Annotated in this window: 23 protein-coding genes; 15 read left to right on the forward strand and 8 right to left on the reverse strand. The window is 43.7% G+C overall.

Annotation, left to right across the window (positions count from 1 at the left end):
• Positions 1–84 precede the first annotated feature (84 nt).
• From WC407_RS14220 to WC407_RS14285, 14 genes are all read left to right on the forward strand, one after another.
• A complete protein-coding gene (locus WC407_RS14220; protein WP_373023344.1) occupies positions 85–402 on the forward strand; it encodes a type II toxin-antitoxin system HicB family antitoxin in 318 nt (105 codons plus the stop codon).
• Between the two features lie 201 nt (positions 403–603).
• Positions 604–924 carry a hypothetical protein gene (locus WC407_RS14225; RefSeq protein WP_373023345.1) on the forward strand — a complete coding sequence of 107 codons (321 nt, stop codon included), beginning with the start codon at positions 604–606 and terminating at the stop codon, positions 922–924.
• Positions 911–1,312 (forward strand): YopX family protein, encoded by a 402-nt coding sequence (locus WC407_RS14230; protein WP_373023346.1) that lies wholly within the window; start codon positions 911–913, stop codon positions 1,310–1,312. The genes WC407_RS14225 and WC407_RS14230 overlap by 14 nt, the downstream gene beginning before the upstream one ends.
• On the forward strand, positions 1,305–1,655 hold the full coding sequence (locus WC407_RS14235) for a hypothetical protein (protein ID WP_373023347.1): 351 nt from the start codon (positions 1,305–1,307) through the stop codon (positions 1,653–1,655). The genes WC407_RS14230 and WC407_RS14235 overlap by 8 nt, the downstream gene beginning before the upstream one ends.
• The gene (locus tag WC407_RS14240; protein ID WP_373023348.1) at positions 1,652–1,795 is read left to right on the forward strand and encodes a hypothetical protein; all 144 of its coding nucleotides are present in this window, start codon (positions 1,652–1,654) and stop codon (positions 1,793–1,795) included. Before WC407_RS14235 ends, WC407_RS14240 begins: the two co-directional genes overlap by 4 nt.
• Before the next feature lie 31 nt (positions 1,796–1,826).
• A complete protein-coding gene (locus WC407_RS14245) occupies positions 1,827–2,003 on the forward strand; it encodes a hypothetical protein (protein WP_373023349.1) in 177 nt (58 codons plus the stop codon).
• Between the two features lie 179 nt (positions 2,004–2,182).
• Positions 2,183–2,551, forward strand: a complete 369-nt coding sequence (locus WC407_RS14250) for a hypothetical protein (RefSeq protein ID WP_373023350.1) — start codon at positions 2,183–2,185, stop codon at positions 2,549–2,551.
• Between the two features lies 1 nt (position 2,552).
• On the forward strand, positions 2,553–2,813 hold the full coding sequence (locus tag WC407_RS14255; RefSeq protein WP_373023351.1) for a hypothetical protein: 261 nt from the start codon (positions 2,553–2,555) through the stop codon (positions 2,811–2,813).
• The gene (locus tag WC407_RS14260; protein ID WP_373023352.1) at positions 2,810–3,082 is read left to right on the forward strand and encodes a hypothetical protein; all 273 of its coding nucleotides are present in this window, start codon (positions 2,810–2,812) and stop codon (positions 3,080–3,082) included. Before WC407_RS14255 ends, WC407_RS14260 begins: the two co-directional genes overlap by 4 nt.
• Before the next feature lie 12 nt (positions 3,083–3,094).
• The gene (locus tag WC407_RS14265; protein ID WP_373023353.1) at positions 3,095–3,478 is read left to right on the forward strand and encodes a hypothetical protein; all 384 of its coding nucleotides are present in this window, start codon (positions 3,095–3,097) and stop codon (positions 3,476–3,478) included.
• Positions 3,466–4,068 (forward strand): sugar transferase, encoded by a 603-nt coding sequence (locus WC407_RS14270; protein ID WP_373023354.1) that lies wholly within the window; start codon positions 3,466–3,468, stop codon positions 4,066–4,068. The genes WC407_RS14265 and WC407_RS14270 overlap by 13 nt, the downstream gene beginning before the upstream one ends.
• Before the next feature lie 165 nt (positions 4,069–4,233).
• Positions 4,234–4,572 carry a hypothetical protein gene (locus WC407_RS14275; protein ID WP_373023355.1) on the forward strand — a complete coding sequence of 113 codons (339 nt, stop codon included), beginning with the start codon at positions 4,234–4,236 and terminating at the stop codon, positions 4,570–4,572.
• A gap of 93 nt (positions 4,573–4,665) precedes the next feature.
• The gene (locus tag WC407_RS14280; RefSeq protein WP_373023356.1) at positions 4,666–6,120 is read left to right on the forward strand and encodes a hypothetical protein; all 1,455 of its coding nucleotides are present in this window, start codon (positions 4,666–4,668) and stop codon (positions 6,118–6,120) included.
• Between the two features lie 66 nt (positions 6,121–6,186).
• Positions 6,187–6,432 carry a hypothetical protein gene (locus WC407_RS14285; protein ID WP_373023357.1) on the forward strand — a complete coding sequence of 82 codons (246 nt, stop codon included), beginning with the start codon at positions 6,187–6,189 and terminating at the stop codon, positions 6,430–6,432.
• Here WC407_RS14285 and WC407_RS14290 read toward each other — a convergent pair.
• The 6 genes from WC407_RS14290 to WC407_RS14315 are packed head-to-tail and all read right to left on the reverse strand — an operon-like array spanning position 6,413 to position 17,349.
• A complete protein-coding gene (locus WC407_RS14290; protein ID WP_373023358.1) occupies positions 6,413–6,880 on the reverse strand; it encodes a hypothetical protein in 468 nt (155 codons plus the stop codon). The two genes, WC407_RS14285 and WC407_RS14290, sit on opposite strands and share 20 nt — an antisense overlap.
• 13 nt (positions 6,881–6,893) lie before the next feature.
• On the reverse strand, positions 6,894–7,199 hold the full coding sequence (locus WC407_RS14295; RefSeq protein ID WP_373023359.1) for a hypothetical protein: 306 nt from the start codon (positions 7,197–7,199) through the stop codon (positions 6,894–6,896).
• 17 nt (positions 7,200–7,216) lie between these two features.
• The gene (locus WC407_RS14300; protein WP_373023360.1) at positions 7,217–7,549 is read right to left on the reverse strand and encodes a hypothetical protein; all 333 of its coding nucleotides are present in this window, start codon (positions 7,547–7,549) and stop codon (positions 7,217–7,219) included.
• 38 nt (positions 7,550–7,587) lie between these two features.
• Positions 7,588–15,063, reverse strand: coding sequence for a hypothetical protein (locus tag WC407_RS14305; protein ID WP_373023361.1), 7,476 nt, complete (start codon positions 15,061–15,063; stop codon positions 7,588–7,590).
• Between the two features lie 2 nt (positions 15,064–15,065).
• Positions 15,066–16,706: a hypothetical protein gene (locus WC407_RS14310; protein WP_373023362.1), complete on the reverse strand. Its 1,641-nt coding sequence runs from the start codon at positions 16,704–16,706 to the stop codon at positions 15,066–15,068.
• Positions 16,707–16,716: 10 nt separating this feature from the next.
• A complete protein-coding gene (locus WC407_RS14315; protein ID WP_373023363.1) occupies positions 16,717–17,349 on the reverse strand; it encodes a hypothetical protein in 633 nt (210 codons plus the stop codon).
• Between the two features lie 97 nt (positions 17,350–17,446).
• Here WC407_RS14315 and WC407_RS14320 point away from each other — a divergent pair, with 97 nt between their 5' ends.
• A complete protein-coding gene (locus WC407_RS14320; protein ID WP_373023364.1) occupies positions 17,447–17,986 on the forward strand; it encodes an HNH endonuclease signature motif containing protein in 540 nt (179 codons plus the stop codon).
• Here WC407_RS14320 and WC407_RS14325 read toward each other — a convergent pair.
• Both WC407_RS14325 and WC407_RS14330 read right to left on the reverse strand, forming a co-directional pair.
• Positions 17,983–18,474 carry a phage protein Gp13 family protein gene (locus tag WC407_RS14325; protein ID WP_373023365.1) on the reverse strand — a complete coding sequence of 164 codons (492 nt, stop codon included), beginning with the start codon at positions 18,472–18,474 and terminating at the stop codon, positions 17,983–17,985. The genes WC407_RS14320 and WC407_RS14325 overlap by 4 nt on opposite strands.
• Positions 18,458–18,988, reverse strand: a 531-nt coding sequence (locus WC407_RS14330; protein WP_373023366.1) for a hypothetical protein, incomplete at its 5' end; no start/stop codon positions are given. The genes WC407_RS14330 and WC407_RS14325, both read right to left, overlap by 17 nt.

An 18,988-nucleotide genomic window follows, 5' to 3' on the forward strand; every position in this document is an offset into this window, starting at 1 on the left:
GCCTCCTGAGTCCGGCCACGGAAAATACATGATGGGCCCCGAAAGGGGCTCATTGTGTATAAGAACTCACAAAAGGATTTACAAATGACCACTCACGAAATGCTTAACGAATACGATCACGGGCGCAAACCGTTTGTTGAGATCACACTCAATGGCGGGGCCGTTGTGGTTGTCAATCTCGATGAGCCGACCAGGTGCAAGCGGTGTAAAAAGGAAATCTGGTGGGCCACGACTAAAAATGTCAAGTCGATGCCTATTACCAAGGATAAAGACGGCGTCTGGATTTCGCATTTTACGGATTGTCCCGGCGCAAAAGATTTTAGGAAGTCAAAGCCGGGGGCGGGCGACTCTCTCGACGAAGCCCTGAGACAGGCCGAGAGAGACAGAAGATTTGCTAATTGACGGGGAGAAAAAATGACCAGCGATAACCTGATAAAGATACTGTTGGTGCGTATGTGGTGATTATGGTCACCTGTTTATGTGAGAAAAATTATCCTCGCACGCTCTATTGGTTCGCGGCTTGTCTTTTGCAGGTGTCAATTTTATGGGGGTTTAAATGATTAACCACAACCGCCAAGGGCAGTTATTTTAAGGAGGGTAAAGATGAATAAACAAAAGCATACGTCTGGACCATGGTTTATCAGCAATGAACTGGAAGGAATGGTGATGATTTTTGGAGGTCAAAGAGAAAAATATATTTGTAGGGTACAAATACATCAAACACCAAGAGCGTTTGGTATGCAAGAAGAAGACGAGCGTTTTGCCAACGCCCGTCTAATCTCCGCGGCTCCCGATCTGCTTGAGGCGTGTAAGTTTGCCTATAACGAAGGATGCGCCGGTAGAGCGTTAAAGAATTACAAGTTGCTTATGGATAAGTTAAAAGATGCGATTACAAAAGCGGAGGCCAACGATGAGAATAATTAAATTCAGAGCGTGGGATAAAGACGTGAAAGAAATGGAGATTGTCGGAGCTATTTACTGGGATGGGTATGGAAAAGTTATTACGTGTAATACGGAAGGTCACAAACACTATATGACTGAGCCAGACCAGTTTATTCTTATGCAATTTACCGGCCTCCTCGACAAGAACGGGAAAGAGATTTATGAGGGAGACCTACTTCAGTTTGATAATGATTCCAGTGTTTGTTTTGAAGTTTTTTATGATGCTGATGAGGCGAGATTTAATTGTTGTCGTGTTCATTATCACGGTAGCAGATGCGGTTGCTATATCCCAAAAATTGAAAGCAAGCATCTTTCCGTCATCGGCAACATCTACGAAAACCCGAAACTCTTGGAGGCCAACGATGAGTAAATTTAAAGTGGGGAATTGGGTCGAGTATATGTCTCATATGACCGAACTGGACAAAAAACTGTTTGTGATTGGAATGCATTATAAGATTAAAAAAATAAAGCGGCACTATATTTGGCTAGATGGATTAAAGCCGTGGGTGTACGAATACCAACTCAACAAAGTCTCGCCGAGGAAGGAAAAGAAGAAGCGCCCGGCGTTGTGGTTTACCTTAGAAAAAGGCCGAATCATTTTGCACGGGAGAAACGATTTTGTGATGTACACCCGCACGATCTACAGCACATCAGCAGGAAATCAGCAGTTGAAGCGTCTGGGAAAGGAATCAGGAATCGAGGTGAGGAAATGAAAGATTTACGCAAACAGATCGTTGACCTGACAGGAGAAGAGCCGGAGGACATTCTAGGCCCTGATTGGGAAGAGTACGCAGAGGATTATTTGGAAGATGAGCGGGAGAGGATGTTTGCGGATAAGTTTTGGAAGGAATAAATTTCGGCAACAATAAAGAAAGGGGAGAGAGATGGATGACAGAGGAGATATATTATCGTTGGAGGAAGTTAAAGCCCTTCCAGAAAAGCGCAAGGAAAAGTTTAGGGAAATACCTGAAAAAGATGTTCCAATGCTTCAAGGCATGAATAGGCATCAGCGACGGAAGTGGTATAAAGAAAATAAAGATTTTTTGAATAAGGTGAAGTAATCGTTCTTTGGCTGGGGTGGCTGAATAGGTAGACGCTAAAGATGGGTTAAAACATGATCCCCATCATGCAGGGTGACTATACGAGTACAAAGAGATGAAAGTTTTAAGCCTGACTCTCTGGCTCTCGTCAATTCCCTGCCCCCAGCTTTAATTAACTTAACCGAGAGGGAGGGGAGAAGATGGACACAACTAAAATCAAAGAGGCGGTTAGTGTTTGCAAAACGACAATATCCGGAAAGCATATAGACATCTTGGTAGACCTCGCAGAATCTGTGCTGTCGACCTCTGGGAAGATGCCGGAGAAGCATGTTTTAGTTTATAACGAAATAAATTTAAGTGAAGAAGAACAAGCATTAAGAAATGCTGGATTTAATGAAGCAATCGACTACTGTACCCTCGCCGCCGCTGGGAGGGAGTTGAGTAGGGAGGAATTGATGAAATTATTGCAGGGTTTTTTTCATTTAGGGCCGAATGCGTTTGTATACGGGTGTCACGAGAATGAAGAACTCGCAGAGGCCATCCTCAAGGCGCAGAAAGAGAGGGAGTGAGATGACCACCCTCGAAAAACTTGGAAAAGACCTCTGCCGTGAGTTTTGGGACGCAAGATACCCCAATAACAAAACTATAGCCAAGAAGGAATTTGAGTACCGAAGGAAAGAATGGATGTCGCTGGCGGAACATGTAATCAAGTTAGAGTTGGAAACAAGGAAGGATGAAAATGAAAAGCTGATTCGAGCCTTAATTGTAGCTGATTATGTAGATAAAAGAATAGCAGAACTCGAAAGACAGATGAAGGGTGTGAGAAAATGAAAAATAAAAAAGATGAAAGAATAAGAATAGATGTTCATATAAATCCATTGATTTATCAACAGGTTGACCCTAACCACATCGACGAATATATTGCTAGAGGTAGAAGAGGAATTGAATTGGCAGAAAAAGGAAACCGAGAAATCATAGATTGTGTTGAATCTTTAAAGCAGTGCGGAGGATACGGCGGACTAGGTGATTTTGCTTCTTATGAATATTGCATGTGGACTATAGAAAAAAGGCCTCCGATGGAGAAAAGACATAAGACATAAAAAAGAGGATCAATGAATACCAAGCAACCTGATATTGTTTTACACGGAAGAATACCAAGCAAAAAGAACAGCAAAAAAATCAAATGGTCGTTTCGGAAACGGAGGAAAGTAATCGTTCCGTCGGATAGTCATCTAATATGGCACGAGAATGCTACGATTCAAATATTGAAACAGTCTCCAAAAAAACATTGTGGCGACGTTAAAGGAATTGAAATGGCTTTTTGGATGCCGGATGACAGGGCCTCTGACCTCACCAATAAAGCGGAATCGGTGATGGATTTACTCGTCGACAATGATATACTGATAGATGACTCATGGCAGATCGTTCCGTATGTTCTATTAAAAGTGAGAGGTATTGATAGAAAGGATCCTCGGGTATTGATATGGATATCGTGAAACGCCTTTTTGATATCATTTTTTCAATGGTTATCCTTTTTGCGGCTTCCCCCATTTTTGTCATTACATCGTTAGCGATATGGATCGAGTCGAGAGGAACAGGGACAATTTTGTATAAATCTCGCAGGAGAGGGCGGCTTTGGGTTGAATTTGATATGTTTAAATTTAGATCAATGATCCCAGATGCAGAAAAATTTCAATCAGCCATCGCGCATTTGAATGAAGCGAGCGGCAAGCTCTTTAAGATACGCCGGGATCCAAGGATAACGCCGGTTGGCAAAATCATACGCAGATTGAGCATTGATGAATTGCCTCAAATCTTCAATGTACTGCGCGGAGAAATGAGCCTTGTGGGGCCCCGGCCTTTACCAGTAGACCAATTTGATTATAAAGACGACCGGCAGACGGCGCGTTTACTCGTTAGGCCAGGCATTACTGGTCTTTGGCAGATTCGCGGGAGGAGTGATGTGGGATTTGAAAGGATGCTTAAATTGGATCTTTTTTATATACAGCGCCGAACGCTAGCGATGGATATGTGGATACTGTGCAAAACTGTCCCAGCAGTGCTAAATGGACGCGGCGCATTTTAACTTTTTAAGGAGAATGTATGACAACAACGATAAAAAACGGAAGAGATGTGGATTGTAAAAAGTGCGCCAGGCCTGTTTATGCAATGGGCCTATGCGTATATCATTACGCGCGTTCTCGGGAACGGTTAAAGGAAAAAAAATGTAAACTATGTAGGAGAGGACATTATGCCAAAGGACTGTGTTACAAACATTATTTCCAGAGATATCGGAAAATCCAAAAACGAAAAAGAGAATGGGCAGTGTGAAGAATGTAGAAAAGGGCAGATGTGCCACGCAGGACAGCCCTGGATTGAACCTGACGGTGTATCATGCAAGGCGAATGCTGATTATGTCCTTTCGTGCATAAAAAACAATTATTGTTATTTTGAGAAAAAGAACTCATGGGATCAAAAACACAAAGACATCAACTGGGAAGAAACGGCAGTGTCGATGATTGCCTTTTTTGCCCTGTCCATCGTCGTCTTTTTAATGGCTGTCCTTGTTGTTACTCAATTTCGATTTTAAAGGAATTAGAAAAGACGTGGCCGGACATCATAAAAAAAGAATTGGGCGAGTCTTCTGTGTTGTGTTTAAAATCTAAACTAAAAAGGAGAATGCATGGAGATAATTCTGATATTCGCGTTTACGATCGCAATTTATTTTAGGACGATCTTTTACAGCATCATCGTAGACGACATTAAGGTCTATAACAACATCATCACCTACATGCGGCTTTGGAATCCTAAGCGCGGAGACAAGACCCTTCCCAAAACGTTAAAGACCATGGTAAAAGAATTTTTTAGAGAACTTGGAACGCGGACATATGGAGGCGGAACCTTTGGCCCTCATCCGTGGCTTGACCACATGCTTTGTATTTATACAACCGCGTGCCTCGGGGCATTGATCTATATGGTGTTTGGGTACAATCAGATTTCTTTCTTTGCGGCCTTACTTTATGTGGCAAACCCGGCAAATCATCAGGCGTCGATGTGGCTTAATGGAAGGCGCTACGCAATCTCGGCGATTTTGGTTATGCTGATGATGCTCTTTAAACCGTTTGGAATTGTGTTTTATCCGTGCACCTTTTTTTGGAATCACGCGCTTGCCTTTTTTGCTCCGATCCTATACATGGACATCGCTCCGTGGCTGCCTTTATTAATTGTCCCGGTCTTTCTTTGGAAAAGAAAAGAACTTTGCGTGAGGATAAAGGCTCGAATGGACAGAATCCTTTGTAAAGAGCAAAGAGTATTTGGGCCGGCCCGGATTATTATTATTGTTAAATCCTTTGGATTTTATTTTTTCAACATGCTCGCCCCCGGCAGAGTTCTCATAAACAATCCGAGCCTGTATTGGTGGGGAATCACAAAAGAAAAAAACGATCAATGCTACAGTTTCAATCTTGAGTTTTTAAAAGGATTGATCGCCGTAGGGCTATCGGCTTTTCTGATGTTTTATTTCACTGGGTACATGAGAATCATGTGGGTGTTCACTGTGCTATCAATACTGCAATGGTCGGCAATCACTTCTTCGGTACAGATTAACGCAGATCGGTATATGGCCGTTCCTATTGTATTCATGATGTTCTTCTTGTCCCATCTTATCAACATGCTTCCGTTCTCTGGGTATGTTTACGTGGGGATTGTTGTTTATTACGTCACCCAGCTTCATGTCTGCATGGTCATGTACAAAACAATTGACTGGTATCAACGATACCAAATGTTTTATGCCCCGCAGATTGCCAAGCCGCGATTTAACAGGATAGATTTTTACTTTAAGCAGGGCAGGTTTCTGACGGCATGGTACTTGATCGAAGAGGGATTACAGAACATGCCGAATGATTTTTTGTTGCTATATCAGGCTGGGGTGGCGCTTTCACAAATTGGAAACCTAAAGCAGGCCATTGAATTTATTGATCAGGCAGAAAAGAACATGTATTTAGGACAAGAGGTAGAGCAGAAAAGGATTCTCGACGATCTAAGAACTAAAATTACGAACAGGAGGATCGACATTGAGCGGACGAAAAAACAAGAAATTAAGAAAGCAAATCGTCACGGAGGCAAAAAGAAACGCTGATGAAATGCACAGATTTTTGTATAACAAAAGCTTCATGTATCGACTGAAGCTTGCATGGAGGGTTCTATGGAAAATACCACCGAAGAAATAGATCTTGTTGACTGTACCGGGCTTGACGCGGAGACGATCGCCTGCATTGATCAACAGCGCCTTGCCGAATATATTTTTTATGGAAAAAGAATAGGAGAGGTGTGGAGATCGGGGTTTATATTCACACTCTCAAAGCCGAAGCTCAGAAAGCCGTCAATCTTTATTCCTAAGCTTCGCCCCGGATCCATTTCTGTTGGGATGGCTAAACAATATATGGTTTGATTTTTTTAAACAGCCCTTTTGGGCTGATCCTTTTTTTCCACTTGCCAAAAAATACATAATTGCAGATCTCTGAGCAATACCACTTCTTTTTTGCGTTGATCTGGCCAAAGATCGTCGCAAACCCAAAGATGCCTAACCAGTCATATTTCTTTCCGCATTCTTCCTCACAGGTATGCACCATGTCCTCGATAGATCTAATCGGCTTGACATCGAAAACATCCCATCGATCCGGGTGAGAAAACAGATCTTCATCTTCGATCCACCTCGTCCCGGTAGATCCATCAGAATTTCTCGATGCGCTTGAGTACCACACCCATCGTCCTTGAAGAAAAAACCCGATCTCGCAGTGACTGTATGATCCGACGTTCTGATTGAACACGCCAGTCCACGCACAAATAAGCTTGCTCCAAATGCTCTTTGTGTCTTTGTAAAAAGCCAACTTTATCATAAGTCGTCCTTTCTTAAAACTCAACGCGAACGCCTGCCCGGATAGAGGCATCAAATCCTCCGCCGTTGCTATCTTGGCCAACCGTTCCCTCAGCGAACGGTATAAAGAACCGGGACGGCTTCTGAATGATGGTGAGCTTATCGACGTTCCCTTTGATCGTTGTCTGTTGTACGTTATTCTTCTTAAAAAATTTCTGATATACGCCAAGACAGATGACGAGAATGATGGCAATGCCGATCAAATGCCTTGTTGTTTTAATCCATGGCAAAATCTCAAAAAAGCTCTTAAAAAATTTTGCTATTGAAAACTTCTCAGACATACACGCCTCCTAAGGTTTTACCTTGCTCTGGGCTCATGAAATTTTTCTAATTTTTCTACGGCCCTATTTAGATGATTAACATCAGTTTTAAGCCCTCCCCATGCAATCGCAAATCCGAAAAGAGATAAAATTACGCCGACAAGAACGCCTCTCCACGTCCGTCCATCCCTAACATGATCTTTAAACTGTTTTAAAACTTCTGCGTGGGCCTTGCAATCTAGCGCTCCAATCGCTTTTGTTGTTTCGTCGACCTTTGTCTCAAGCTTATTAAACGCGCTTAAAAAAAGATCAGCGATCACCTTAACGTCTCCATTAAGGTTTTTTCTTCTCTCTTCTCCTTCGTATTTCATGGGTGTAATCTCCTTAGGTGTTAATCTATAAAACTACGTTACTTCTCATTCAGAGCGCTCCTTGACCAAATCAGTCTGCGCCAGTCGTCGGTATTTGAGTCAATATAATCAATCGCACCGTTAATTGTGCGCAGCGGCTGTGTCATTGGAAGGCCAACTCCGGCCACAATCCCGGCGTTAAGCAACACCTCCGCGGCGCCTCGGCCATACTCTTCGTTCTTAAATCGCCAGAGACTCCTCTTAAGTCCTTGAATAACAGAATCCGCCGGGCTGATAGATGGAGAATATCCGCGCGCTCCGCTTAAAACAAGATTTCCAACGATTGGCAACGCGGACACCGCGGATCCAGCCAAGGCATCAAACCATTGCAAAAATGCGTCCTCATCATCCGGATCTGGCAACGTGCCTCCGGTAGACGCCAGATAAATCAAGAACGACGACACTACGATTGACGAGACTTGGGCTATTGCCTTACCATATTCTTTGTTCGTAATGTTATTTGGGACGCCTTCGCGCAACATATTATAAATTGAATTTAATTGGTTCGTGAACATGAGCACCATACGCAGAAACTCATTATTTGTCCGATAAAGTTCAGGGAGGTCAATCATGCGCCCTTGGTTCTGTGTTTTGATATAGACCTCATGGGCGATCTTTCTGGCCTCTTCATCTCCAACGATCCTTCTTTGTGATTCATAGACGGCATCATAAGAAGCCAGAACCGTCCACTTGTCCATCAGCAAAATAAGGTCGAACGCGCTTTTGCCTAATTGATCGTGGGCGATCTGTAATCCACGAAAAATATCATTCTTCGCCAGCCGAGGATAATTACTCCGGAATTCATTAAGGTCTCTATCCATGACGCGATTTTTAATCGACGGATCGAGTTCGTAAATTTTGTTAATTAACTCGCCTCCGTTTACCGCAGACCACACCACATTGATTATGCTCTTATGAAGTTGTACAAGATTCGTCCACGGAAGGGCCAAGTGTGCCGATGGAAGTTGTTTGAGAGCCGAAACAACGTTAAATCCAAGATACGCCGTTCCCACCGCCTTGCGCATTACGCGCACTCTTTTTGATACAAAGTCAAGGCTGACTTTATTTATTCTTGGATTGATAGCGATATTGAAATAATCATCAAGAGCCGCCCACGCCTCTGCGCCATGATTATAAGTTACAGCGTTACGCAGGGCCTCGTCCCCTTTTATTCCGTTGATCATTTTTTGGATCTTTGCAAAATTGATAAAATGCTCCTGCGTCTCAATCGCGCGCAGTGCGTCACCCATGAAGTCAAGACTGATCGGTTGCTGATTGCGATCAGCGATTTCTTGCCGGCTGAATGTGAACCCCTTCGCGGCCCCTGTATAATCCACTCCGCCCATAGTTTTGAGATCGGCGTCTGCGATAAGATCCATCGCAAACTTTGCCTCCGGATCCGCCACCGCATCAAACCGAACCCGGAACATCGGGAAGTAATCCGACTCTTTTGGCATAACAACATTGAACGAGTCAGCCATCACCTGCCGGGCCTCTTCATATCTCTCCCCAACGATTTCTTTGACTTTATCGACAAATTTAACATAATTTGGGTGTTCTTTTTCAAGATATGTCGTGAATTTGTTGTACAAATCCTCGGGCATCTTGTTTCCAAAAACAATGGCCTTTCGGGCATGTTCGTTATTTCTTTGGGCGTACATAGCCATAATATCGTTCATCTGGAATGTCACGCCATCAATCGTGACCGATTGGCCAAGGTTGTGTTCACCAATCGCATCACCCAGCTTATTGTCTTTTGTTGCAATAAACTGACGAAAAACCTTCTTAATCGCGGTTGTTCTGTTAAATATTCCAGCAGTTTTAACGGTCTCCGAGTAATCAATCGAAGAATAGATCAAATCCTTACCATGCTTTCCAAAGATTCTATCAATCATTTCGATAGGCCGGATATTTGCCCTTCGGAACGCCGTGAAGCCCTCTCCTTTGCGTTTTCTTTCCTCATACGACCCAATCACCCCGGCATCCACTTCGCCCCCTGCTGCGCGTATCAGAGAGGCGCGCATGATCTCGCGCGCCATGGCTCGGTTATCCTGTCTACTTTTGAATGAAAGTTTGCCTTTTTCTTCCAAAAATGCTACTTTTCTTGCCAAATTAACGAGGTCTTCTGTCGTCATGTAACGAAGCGTCTTCTTGCGATCGGCCTTTTTCTCACCCAGGCGGTCGCGCATCTTGTCAATGAGCTCCTGATATTTTACGTCAAGCACGTTTTCCGGGTGCTTATAGGTCTTCAATATCCTCTTAACCGCTGCCCCGCGGATCATCGCAGATTCATAATCTTTGTAAATATTAGCGATCCTGTTCATTGCCACTGCGAAATTCTTTTCGTCAACGTTCTGAACAAGACTCAATGCCTTCCATCTAACACGGGTTGGCAACACCTTCCGGGCAATCTGGCCAAGGTGTGTTTTGATAGCCTGCAATTCATTGCGGCCTTCAAGCTTTCCCTGCTGAAACGCCGACAGCTTTTCCGTAAGATATTCGATTTCTGATTTTACAATTTTCCGGTTCGTCTCAGTTTGAATTTTTTCTTTAAGGGCCTCTTTTTCTATTCCAAGTTTTTTTATCTGATCGTTGATATCAATCAGATAATCCCGGAATGCCATATCAGAATCAAATCCGGCCTCGGAGGCAAGATCATCAAGAGTATTTCCTTCTTTCGATCGGTAATAAACCGGGAGCTCGTTATATTCTTCGTCGAGATATCCGTCTTTGTATCGCCTGATAGCTCTCTTAAATACAGACCGCTCTTGCTTCAAATAAGTCAAGGAATCATTCAAGATTTCCATTTCAGTCTTGAATGAAAGCTTTTTGTTTTTTATCTCATCAATTCTGTTCTTGATATTATCGAAGCGCTCTTGGCGCGTCATTGGCTTTTGTTCTCTGAGAGAGCTTTGTTCCCTTGCAATCCTCAGCGCATCATTCGCCAAACTAATCTGCTGTGTTAAATCGTTCATCTGAATTTCACGCGCTTCATTTATTCCAGTATCCGCCGCGTCTTCTTCCATAAGCTTTGCATTTTGTTCTTTCATCTGCAAGACGCGCTGTTCAAGTTGCCCGATCTTTTCTGAATTTCCTTGGATACTTTTACCGTAAGCATCGGAAGAATCATTGCCGGTGAATTGAGGGACGCCGTTCTCTAGCTCATCAAATATCATCGGCTTTTCAGGCATGTCTTTGGGAATAGGTTCTTTCCCTTCAACCCCGGCCATCCCGCGCTCTTCGCTCAACTTTGATATTCCACCAGCCAAACGACTCCCAAACATCGGTTGTCCGAGCGCCGTGACTTCGCTTACCATTTGAGGAGTGATGTAGAAACCTTTTTGGGATTGTAGAGATGTCAATTCTCTGGCCCCATGCTTGCCGGTTCCTTCGTGGAAGAATCCTAGGTTGATATTCTCAATCTTCCCGCCCCATTTATTGATATACTTCTCGGCCGTCTTTGGAAGAATTTCATCATAAAATTTCTTTGCCCATTCTCCGCCGACTTTGAGCTGATCGCCTTTTAATAAATGTCTGCCCGCGGCATCTTTCGGCTGTTCTAATAATTTCTTTCCTACGTCTTTTCCAAGATAAGAATCAATCTCGGCTTTATTGATGGTCTTCTTTATGACTTCATTGTTTTCCTTGTATGCGGTTAATATTCCCATTCCTTCACCTTGAGAAGGATAGTCAGTCCATCCGATAGAATCAACTTGCTTGCTCAAGTCATATCTATCCGCAGTCTGCTCGCCGGAAATGAACGCGACAAACTTATCCCCGCGCTCGACCGCCTGACGGATGATGTCTTTGAGTGCAAGCTCGTGCCATGTGTTTTTAAATGGGGCGCTAGGGACACCTTTGTTGAACTGATTTTTGCCAAAATCATCCCACATCTGTTGTTCTGTTTTTCCGTAATATTGAATAACATTGTTTTCGTCACGAATGTTCCAAACCCCAAGACCGTCTTTTTGTTGCTGTTCTGTAGGTTTCTCAATGCGCCATCCGTCAGGAAGTCTTCCTCTTCCATATCCTTGTTGTTTCCCCTCCCTATGCCAATCACTTTGAATTTCCTCGACGAATGTTCCTTTGTTGCCTTGTGCGTCGGTTCTCTGGTTCGTGCGGTGATGAACTAAGACGTTTGGCTCTTCCCAGTGGTGAGATTGATAATATTTTTTTCTCTCTTTTTGTGCTTTTGATAATTCAAATAAATGATTCTTTTCATAATCAGTCAACTCATCAATTTCAAATCCGCGCTGTCCATTTTTCTGATATTTATCTGAAAGGAACATCGTAAAATCATCATAGTCTTTTTTGGTTGGCTGATTTGATTCGTTTGGTACCGTCAGCAACGTCTCCTGATAATTCTCTCCGCCGGGAAGGGTGTATTGCGAATATTTGGTTAAATTATACCCGGTTGTTTTTTGGAGAACCCTTTCAATGGCGCTTTCTTTCGTCGGATATTGCGAAACAGGAAGTTGAATGACGTTGTCCGGGACTTTGATAATATGAAACGCCACTTCCCCAGTCTCTCCGTCTGCCCCGATTGTGATATTGCCATTTTTCTCGATGCCTTGATATTCCACTTCGTCGATTGTGTATTTTCTCTGCTCGTTAGATTTTATTACAGGATTAACCTGAACCTTATTCTGTTCAACATAATCAAGAATCTCTTGTTTGGTGAATTTGTCTTTTGATTTAAGAAACTCTTTAATGCCGCTAAACTCAATCTCTTCTTTTGACATGCCAGAATTTTCAATAGTCTTTAATGCCTGATCTCCAGAGACACTGTTAGGAATTTTATATTGAACAACTGCCAGAAGATTTGATTTCAACGGAGCGTCTTCTGGTGCCACACGAAGAGAATGCTGAACAGGACTCGCCTCAATCGACTCACGATAAAGCTGGGCCTCGACGGCGTCGTACATTCCTTGTTGCATGTCTTTATCTGTCAGGTCTTCTCTCGATAAAAGCTTTTTATTTTTAGCCAAAATATCGTCCCGGCGTCTTTGCATTTCAATAAGTTCGGCCATTGACGCGATCTTTCCGAACGCCTGTGCCTCGTCTGTTGTCTTAAATTTTGGAATTTCTCGAACAGAGGCCTGCCCTTTTGTCTTCTTTTGACGTTTTAAAAGCGCCTGTTTTGCATCATACAATTCTTTCGCCGCTTCAAAAACCTGATCGTTTGTTACAGATTCTAACGGCTTGCTGGTGGCCATTTCTTTTAATACGTCAAGAAAATTATTTTTTATTTCTTCTGTCGAAGTTCCGTTGTATTCTCCGGTCTTTTTAGACGCTAAGTATCTTTTATAAGTATCAATCAGCGCATCCTCTAAATTCGATCCTTGGATAGAATCCTCGGACATAGTCACGTCTTCTTCTGTCACAAGCAAATTATCCTCACTCACTCGTTTTGCAAAAATCTCTTCCAATAAATCAAGTTCGTCCTGCGTTGCGCCAGCTTCGTATCTTTCGTTGATAAACGTTTCAAGCGTATTCGTGTCTAATTCATTCAAACTGTTTTCGATATCTTCTCTGATTGACGCAAGGCCGGGTTCCTCTTCTTCTTGAGCGGTCTTATCCTCAAGTAAAGCGCGCGCCTCTTCTGCGCTCTTATTTTCAAGAAGCGCCGTTACTTCATGATCAATGTTTTTTACACCACTATCGATCTTCCGCCCTTCCTCGGTAAACTCGGCAATGGCTCCTTCGCGACCTTCGGCGATGACTTGCTCGATGTAGTGGGCATGCTCTTCTTTTGTTCCTGCCCAGTTGGGGATGCCCCCTTGCTCTTCAACGGCGTGGGCAAATTCATGGTAGATATCGGTTGCGTCGAAACCACGGAAGACGCGGATCTCTGACCATTGCTGTCCATCTCGGCCAGTATATGTCGTGTGAAGCCCCGCCCTAAAGAGTTGCCGGCCTGATTTAATTCGTTCATTGTAGCTCTCCTCTGTTTCCCCGTGCTGTCTAAGCACGATCTGGTCTTCTGGAAGATTCCAGTCCATAAAATGTTGTGTGTCTTCATATCTGATTCTACCAACACGCACGCCCAGCTTTTGTGCCAAATCCTCAATTTTTCTGATGGCCTTCTCATTGCCATCGCGCATAAGAATAGATTTCCTAATCTCTGTTTCACGTGAAACAATATCGTTGATCTCTACAATATCAGAGTCCTGTGTCGGGCCGTTCTGATCCATCATATTCTGTTTTGCCTGATCGATCGCGGATGCCTTTATGGCAGGAGACGGTTCTTCTCCCTCTTTTTGCTTAATCAATCCCTCATCAATATATTTTTGATAAACGTCATTCAAAATCTGCTGAGCGTCACCCGTGAGCAGTTTTCCTGTCACGGCGTCCATAACAACGGCCTGCTCTTTTACCATCTGACCAAACAGGTTCTTTTCCATTTCTTCAAGGTTCTGGGTAGCCGTCTTAGCCATCAGTTCGTTGGCTTTAAGCTTGGCTTGTTTTTGATTCATTCCGCCTGATTCAAGAATTTTCTGAACGCGGTTTCTCTGCATCGCGGCGAAAGAAAATCCTGTTATCCCGCCAACAATTGTTCCGATTGCTCCGGCATAAAGAGCAGACCCAACCATTTGCTTTGTACTTGCCTTTCCTTCCCACTCCCGACTTCCAAAGACGTATGAAATGGTGTCGCTAGATGCGCTCTGCAAAACCTCTTCTGTCCCATTAAGAATGGCGGTCAGTCCTCCTCTTATCAACCACGGCAATGTTAAATTCCAAGATAAATATGTGCTAACTGATTCTATGGCGCCTTCATTAAAACCAGAAAGCGCCGCGGCAAAAGTTGCCTTATGTATACCAACACCAGCTTCATCCATTTCTCTGAATTTCTGTCCCGCTTCTATAAGACCGAAATAAATAAGAGGAGAAAGCACGCCGCCAAAAACTAATAACGCGGCTGATTCAGCGTTTGATAAAAGACCAGAACCAACATCTTGTAGGACACGGTCAACATTGTCAATCGGGGTCGGAAACATTTTTTCAACCCAGTCTCTGTTCTTGTCTGTTAAAGCCCAAAGAGACTTGGCGATTGATCCTGAAATTTTATCATTCATCTCAACAAATTTTTTTTGATATTGATCAGCGCCTTCTGGAATTTCAAACATTCCCCCATAAATATCCTTTGCGATTTCGAGCGTTCTATCAATCGGTTCTTTTGATCGAGGATAAGACATTGATCCAAATATCGGAACAGACTGTCCCGCTTCTTCTGTTAGCGCGTTTCTTACAAACAAAGCCGTCGTATTTCCCATGAATGTGGGGGAGTTCTGCATAATGCTTTTTGTCACGCCAATGAAGGGATGCTTTACTTTCGACCACCAACCCGAATTAAATTTTGCTTTTTCGAGGCCGGACACGGAAATAAAATCAGGCTCGACCGACTGGCTTTGCAAAGGCAAAAGGATATCGTTTGGATTCGGTTCGCTGTTTATTACGTCTGAATATAGTTTCATTTTTATTTGATTCCCTCTTTGAAATCTATTAACGGCTCGCCATAACTGTACCCAACAACTTTAAACGATGAACCGTCCGGTGAGGTAACATATTCAAACCCGTCATCTTCGTTTTTCTGAATGTTGTACCTTTTCTTGGCAATCTCGGCGCTGAATGCTCTGCGCACTTCTTCTGCTTTTGATTGAAGCACTTTAAGCTCATTGGCGTTTTTAATCGGTTGCAATTTATTCCCGCCGGTAAGCGTTACCAGCTCTGCAAACATCTTATAAACCAAATCATTCGCCATTGTCTCTTTCGTTCCTTCGGTCTGCAATTCTTGGACACGCACTTTCTTTGCGAAGTTCTCCATATTTGTCAACTCTGATAAATAAGGAGTAGAATATTTCACAAAGTTTTTATTCTGCGTCGTCGTGGCTTCAAATAATTTATTAAACATCGACAGCATATCGTCGTCGACGTTTCCATTTGTTCGTTCGTCGATAATTCGCGCACGAAGTTTCAAGACATCGTCGAATTTCCCCTGACCCGATTTCTTCTTTAAGTCGCCCTCTTTGATCGTCCCGAAGATTTTTGAAAACTCGGAAAGCATTTCATATCCGACGTTGGTGTCTGCCGTTCCAAAAACGGCCTTCTGGCTTTCAATCATTTTCTTATACCCGTTATACATTTTCTCGTCGAGCTGAAACGGGTTTTGATCGCGCAAGGTGTTAAGTTTGCTCATCGTGAGTTCGCCGGAAACCGCCAGAGACTTGAGATTGTCGTCAAGCGAGTTCTTTGCCAATACGGCCTGAAAATTATTAACTGCCTGTTGTTTGTCGAAGATGGCAATCATTGACTGCTTCTTTTCTTCGTAATACGGCCCAAGGTCTTTCTTCGCCTGCTCAAGAACGGTGAACGCCTTGATCCCGGAGGCGTCTTCAACAAACGCCGACTGAATAGCCGTATCAACGGCCTTGTTGATATAGCTTTGAGCAAAGGCGTTCTTTGCTGTGCTGTCGATAATTCCTTTTGATGCCGCGTATTCATCGCTCGTTTTTCTAATTGATTGCAGTAAATTAGGGAGCCCGCCGTTCGTTGCAAAGGTTGCATCGTTGTTTGTCAATGCATCCATCTCAGATTCATAGGCCACCTGGGTGATCATGTTGTCTTGTTTGACCTCATGGCTGATGATGTTGTTTCTTACGGATGCCGTGAACCGCCCGGAAGACTCAATAATGCTGTTTCTCATTTCATCCGTTGGAGCCAAGGCAAGCATCTTTTTGACCTGTTCTTGAGACCATCGGTCAAACTCTTCTGTGGCCCCAAGGGCGGAAGCGCCTTCGCGCAAAAGTATTCCCTTTTTGCGTTTTATCTTCTGCCCGTCTTTGACGTAATACTCTTCTCCCTGATCAAAGAGTTTGTCGTTGACAGACCTTCGATAATTGGCGTCCTGATCAAGCATGTACCTATCATTACGATCTTTTTGTTTTTGAAGCGCCCGGCCTTGAAGCACCTGTGCGAAAGACCCAACGGCCTCGCCCATATTCCCTTGCGCCTGAGCGATGTTCTCCCCAAATGCACCCCTGATGGGAGAAAGTGGTTGTGGCGTAGGAACTTCGCCGGCCTGAGGCATTACCTGACGCGGTTGTACTTTTATAACCATGAGAATCTCCTTAAATGAATGCCTTTGTGCTTTGACCAAGGATCTGGCTTTGTGTAGACCCGAAAAGTTTTGTCCCAAAGATGCCGGTGCCCGGAACGTTTCCAGAGCTAACCTTGCTGAACACGCCAGCGTTTCCGAACGTCATTGCGGATCCCAAGAGGGAGGCCCCAGTTTTAAGATATGTCGCCGTCGCGTTCATCTTCCCGGCCTTTCTGGCGTTGGCGCCCGCGTACCGGGCCTGTTCGGCCTGACTTTTGAGAGCCCAATTCTTATATTTGGCATCCGTCTGAACGCCCCACGTCTTAACATCAGCATTGTATCGAACCGACAACTCATCAAGACGCTGGGTGTCTTTTGTTGATGCGACAATGTCTTGAGACGATACTGATGAAATATCCATCCCCTGAGCAACCATCTGGGATATCTGTGACGCTGATAATTGAGCCTGTTCTTTCTTGAGTTGCTTTCCAGTCTCTTTTGCTTCGTCTTGAATCATACGCGCTTGAAGATCGCCTGATTTGATCGCCTGTTCGGCTTCCTGCTCATTCTGCCGGGCAATGTAGTCGTAATAATTTCCCTGTGCTATTCCTTCGGCCCGTTGCGCCCGGCCCTGAGAATATCCAGAGTAAGCCGTAAGAGCCATTGAAGAAACGGCTAAGATTGTGGCGGGTTCGCAGATGGGGCACCTCCTATTTTGTGACAGACATTGACGATATTGTAATCATAGCTATAATAAACTTATGACACATAAAGTTTGGATGCCTGTCTATAATTTTAAAAATATATATGAAGTATCTTCCGAAGGAGAAATCCGCAGAATTAAAACAGGAAAAATTCTTTCTCCAAGAATCTCTACAGTTCCCAAGAAAGGAAAAAAAGTATATGCAAGCGTTGCTCTTTATAAATGGATTAATGGAGAACTGAAAAGGCACCCGCTTCTTATCCACACAATTGTCGCGCGAGCATTTATTGGCAAAAAACCAATAGGATTTCAAGTGAACCATAAAGATGGAGTTAAGCTTAATAATTACGCTTCCAATCTTGAATATGTTACTCAAAAAGAAAACATGAGACATGCGAGAGAACTCGGTCTTATAAAACCTCATATTGGCGTAATGGGGTCTAAAAGTAATCTTTCTAAATTGACTGACAAAGACGTCCTTAAAATAAGAAAAGAACGAGCATGTGGGGCCAAGATTGCTTTCCTTGCAGAAAAGTACGATGTATGTTTTGCAAATACCATGCTGATTGTTCATAGAAAAACATGGCGTCATATTTAAGCCCCTCTTTTAAAATAAAAATATCTGAATAGCAATCCGTCTTTTCCGTATGGCTGTGGATCTTCAATTATCGCGCCACAAATCCGTAACCACTTAATTGATTGCGCGTTCCTATCATCAACGAAATTGTACAAATACGGACGGAACATCAGCATCATGTCAATAAAGTGGCGGCTGTTTTTAACAAACCGCCTTCCTATCTTTTCAAGATCGTCAGATGCCAAAAACCACACTGAACCGCGCGCTCCAATCATAGCCACCGGGGCGACGCCAAACATTCCAATCGGATTCCCATTTACAATCGTCAATGAAAATATTGATTCATCAAACGATTTTCTTAATGCTTCATATGGCGCATGGTGTCCGCTCGCCCACACTTCATCAACATCGCTCTGTCTCAGCCTGTCCTTCAAATAATCAACGTCTTCCATTACAGACCTTCTTACCACGATGCCATCTTTGTCATAAACTCTATCTAGTTCTTCCACCTATTTCCACCTCTGGTATGATAGCACCAATTGTCACAGGTAAAGGATCCGATTGTCTAAAAAATACATGTCCGTCTTCGCCGTACTGTCCACCAAGCGGCTGGCGAATATCTCCGGTAAAAAGATCGTCATCGGCAATATTGACACCAGACCCCTGTCGAACGGCTTCGGCAGTAAACGCTTCCCACAAATCATTTTCATCTGGGCCGATAAACCCACCGCGGGAATCCTTAAACGAAAACGTCACGTTACTAATTTTTTTACGTTTCGATTGGACAGTGCCTTCTTCTTGCTGGACTTCTACGCTCAGAGTTTCAAGATCGGAATAGAACGGGAGACCAATATGCACCAACGAATATGTGGAGCTTACGTTCACCGTCCCGTCATCAACGATCTGCTGAGGCAAGACCGCGCCGTTGGCATAAATAGAGACCATTTGTCCTTCAAGATGCGATAAATCCGGCTGACTTGACACGACCTGCCCTGCATATCCGCACGGGATTTCGACATAATC

It is taken from the genome of Sulfuricurvum sp., from assembly GCF_041651515.1.
Taxonomy (GTDB): Bacteria; Campylobacterota; Campylobacteria; order Campylobacterales; family Sulfurimonadaceae; genus Sulfuricurvum.

Coding starts and splice junctions, on each gene's coding strand:
- WC407_RS14220 (WP_373023344.1), top strand. CDS start 85: ATGACCACTCACGAAATGCTTAACGAATACGATCACGGGCGCAAACCG.
- WC407_RS14225 (WP_373023345.1), top strand. CDS start 604: ATGAATAAACAAAAGCATACGTCTGGACCATGGTTTATCAGCAATGAA.
- WC407_RS14230 (WP_373023346.1), top strand. CDS start 911: ATGAGAATAATTAAATTCAGAGCGTGGGATAAAGACGTGAAAGAAATG.
- WC407_RS14235 (WP_373023347.1), top strand. CDS start 1,305: ATGAGTAAATTTAAAGTGGGGAATTGGGTCGAGTATATGTCTCATATG.
- WC407_RS14240 (WP_373023348.1), top strand. CDS start 1,652: ATGAAAGATTTACGCAAACAGATCGTTGACCTGACAGGAGAAGAGCCG.
- WC407_RS14245 (WP_373023349.1), top strand. CDS start 1,827: ATGGATGACAGAGGAGATATATTATCGTTGGAGGAAGTTAAAGCCCTT.
- WC407_RS14250 (WP_373023350.1), top strand. CDS start 2,183: ATGGACACAACTAAAATCAAAGAGGCGGTTAGTGTTTGCAAAACGACA.
- WC407_RS14255 (WP_373023351.1), top strand. CDS start 2,553: ATGACCACCCTCGAAAAACTTGGAAAAGACCTCTGCCGTGAGTTTTGG.
- WC407_RS14260 (WP_373023352.1), top strand. CDS start 2,810: ATGAAAAATAAAAAAGATGAAAGAATAAGAATAGATGTTCATATAAAT.
- WC407_RS14265 (WP_373023353.1), top strand. CDS start 3,095: ATGAATACCAAGCAACCTGATATTGTTTTACACGGAAGAATACCAAGC.
- WC407_RS14270 (WP_373023354.1), top strand. CDS start 3,466: ATGGATATCGTGAAACGCCTTTTTGATATCATTTTTTCAATGGTTATC.
- WC407_RS14275 (WP_373023355.1), top strand. CDS start 4,234: ATGCCAAAGGACTGTGTTACAAACATTATTTCCAGAGATATCGGAAAA.
- WC407_RS14280 (WP_373023356.1), top strand. CDS start 4,666: ATGGAGATAATTCTGATATTCGCGTTTACGATCGCAATTTATTTTAGG.
- WC407_RS14285 (WP_373023357.1), top strand. CDS start 6,187: ATGGAAAATACCACCGAAGAAATAGATCTTGTTGACTGTACCGGGCTT.
- WC407_RS14290 (WP_373023358.1), bottom strand. CDS start 6,880: ATGATAAAGTTGGCTTTTTACAAAGACACAAAGAGCATTTGGAGCAAG.
- WC407_RS14295 (WP_373023359.1), bottom strand. CDS start 7,199: ATGTCTGAGAAGTTTTCAATAGCAAAATTTTTTAAGAGCTTTTTTGAG.
- WC407_RS14300 (WP_373023360.1), bottom strand. CDS start 7,549: ATGAAATACGAAGGAGAAGAGAGAAGAAAAAACCTTAATGGAGACGTT.
- WC407_RS14305 (WP_373023361.1), bottom strand. CDS start 15,063: ATGAAACTATATTCAGACGTAATAAACAGCGAACCGAATCCAAACGAT.
- WC407_RS14310 (WP_373023362.1), bottom strand. CDS start 16,706: ATGGTTATAAAAGTACAACCGCGTCAGGTAATGCCTCAGGCCGGCGAA.
- WC407_RS14315 (WP_373023363.1), bottom strand. CDS start 17,349: ATGGCTCTTACGGCTTACTCTGGATATTCTCAGGGCCGGGCGCAACGG.
- WC407_RS14320 (WP_373023364.1), top strand. CDS start 17,447: ATGACACATAAAGTTTGGATGCCTGTCTATAATTTTAAAAATATATAT.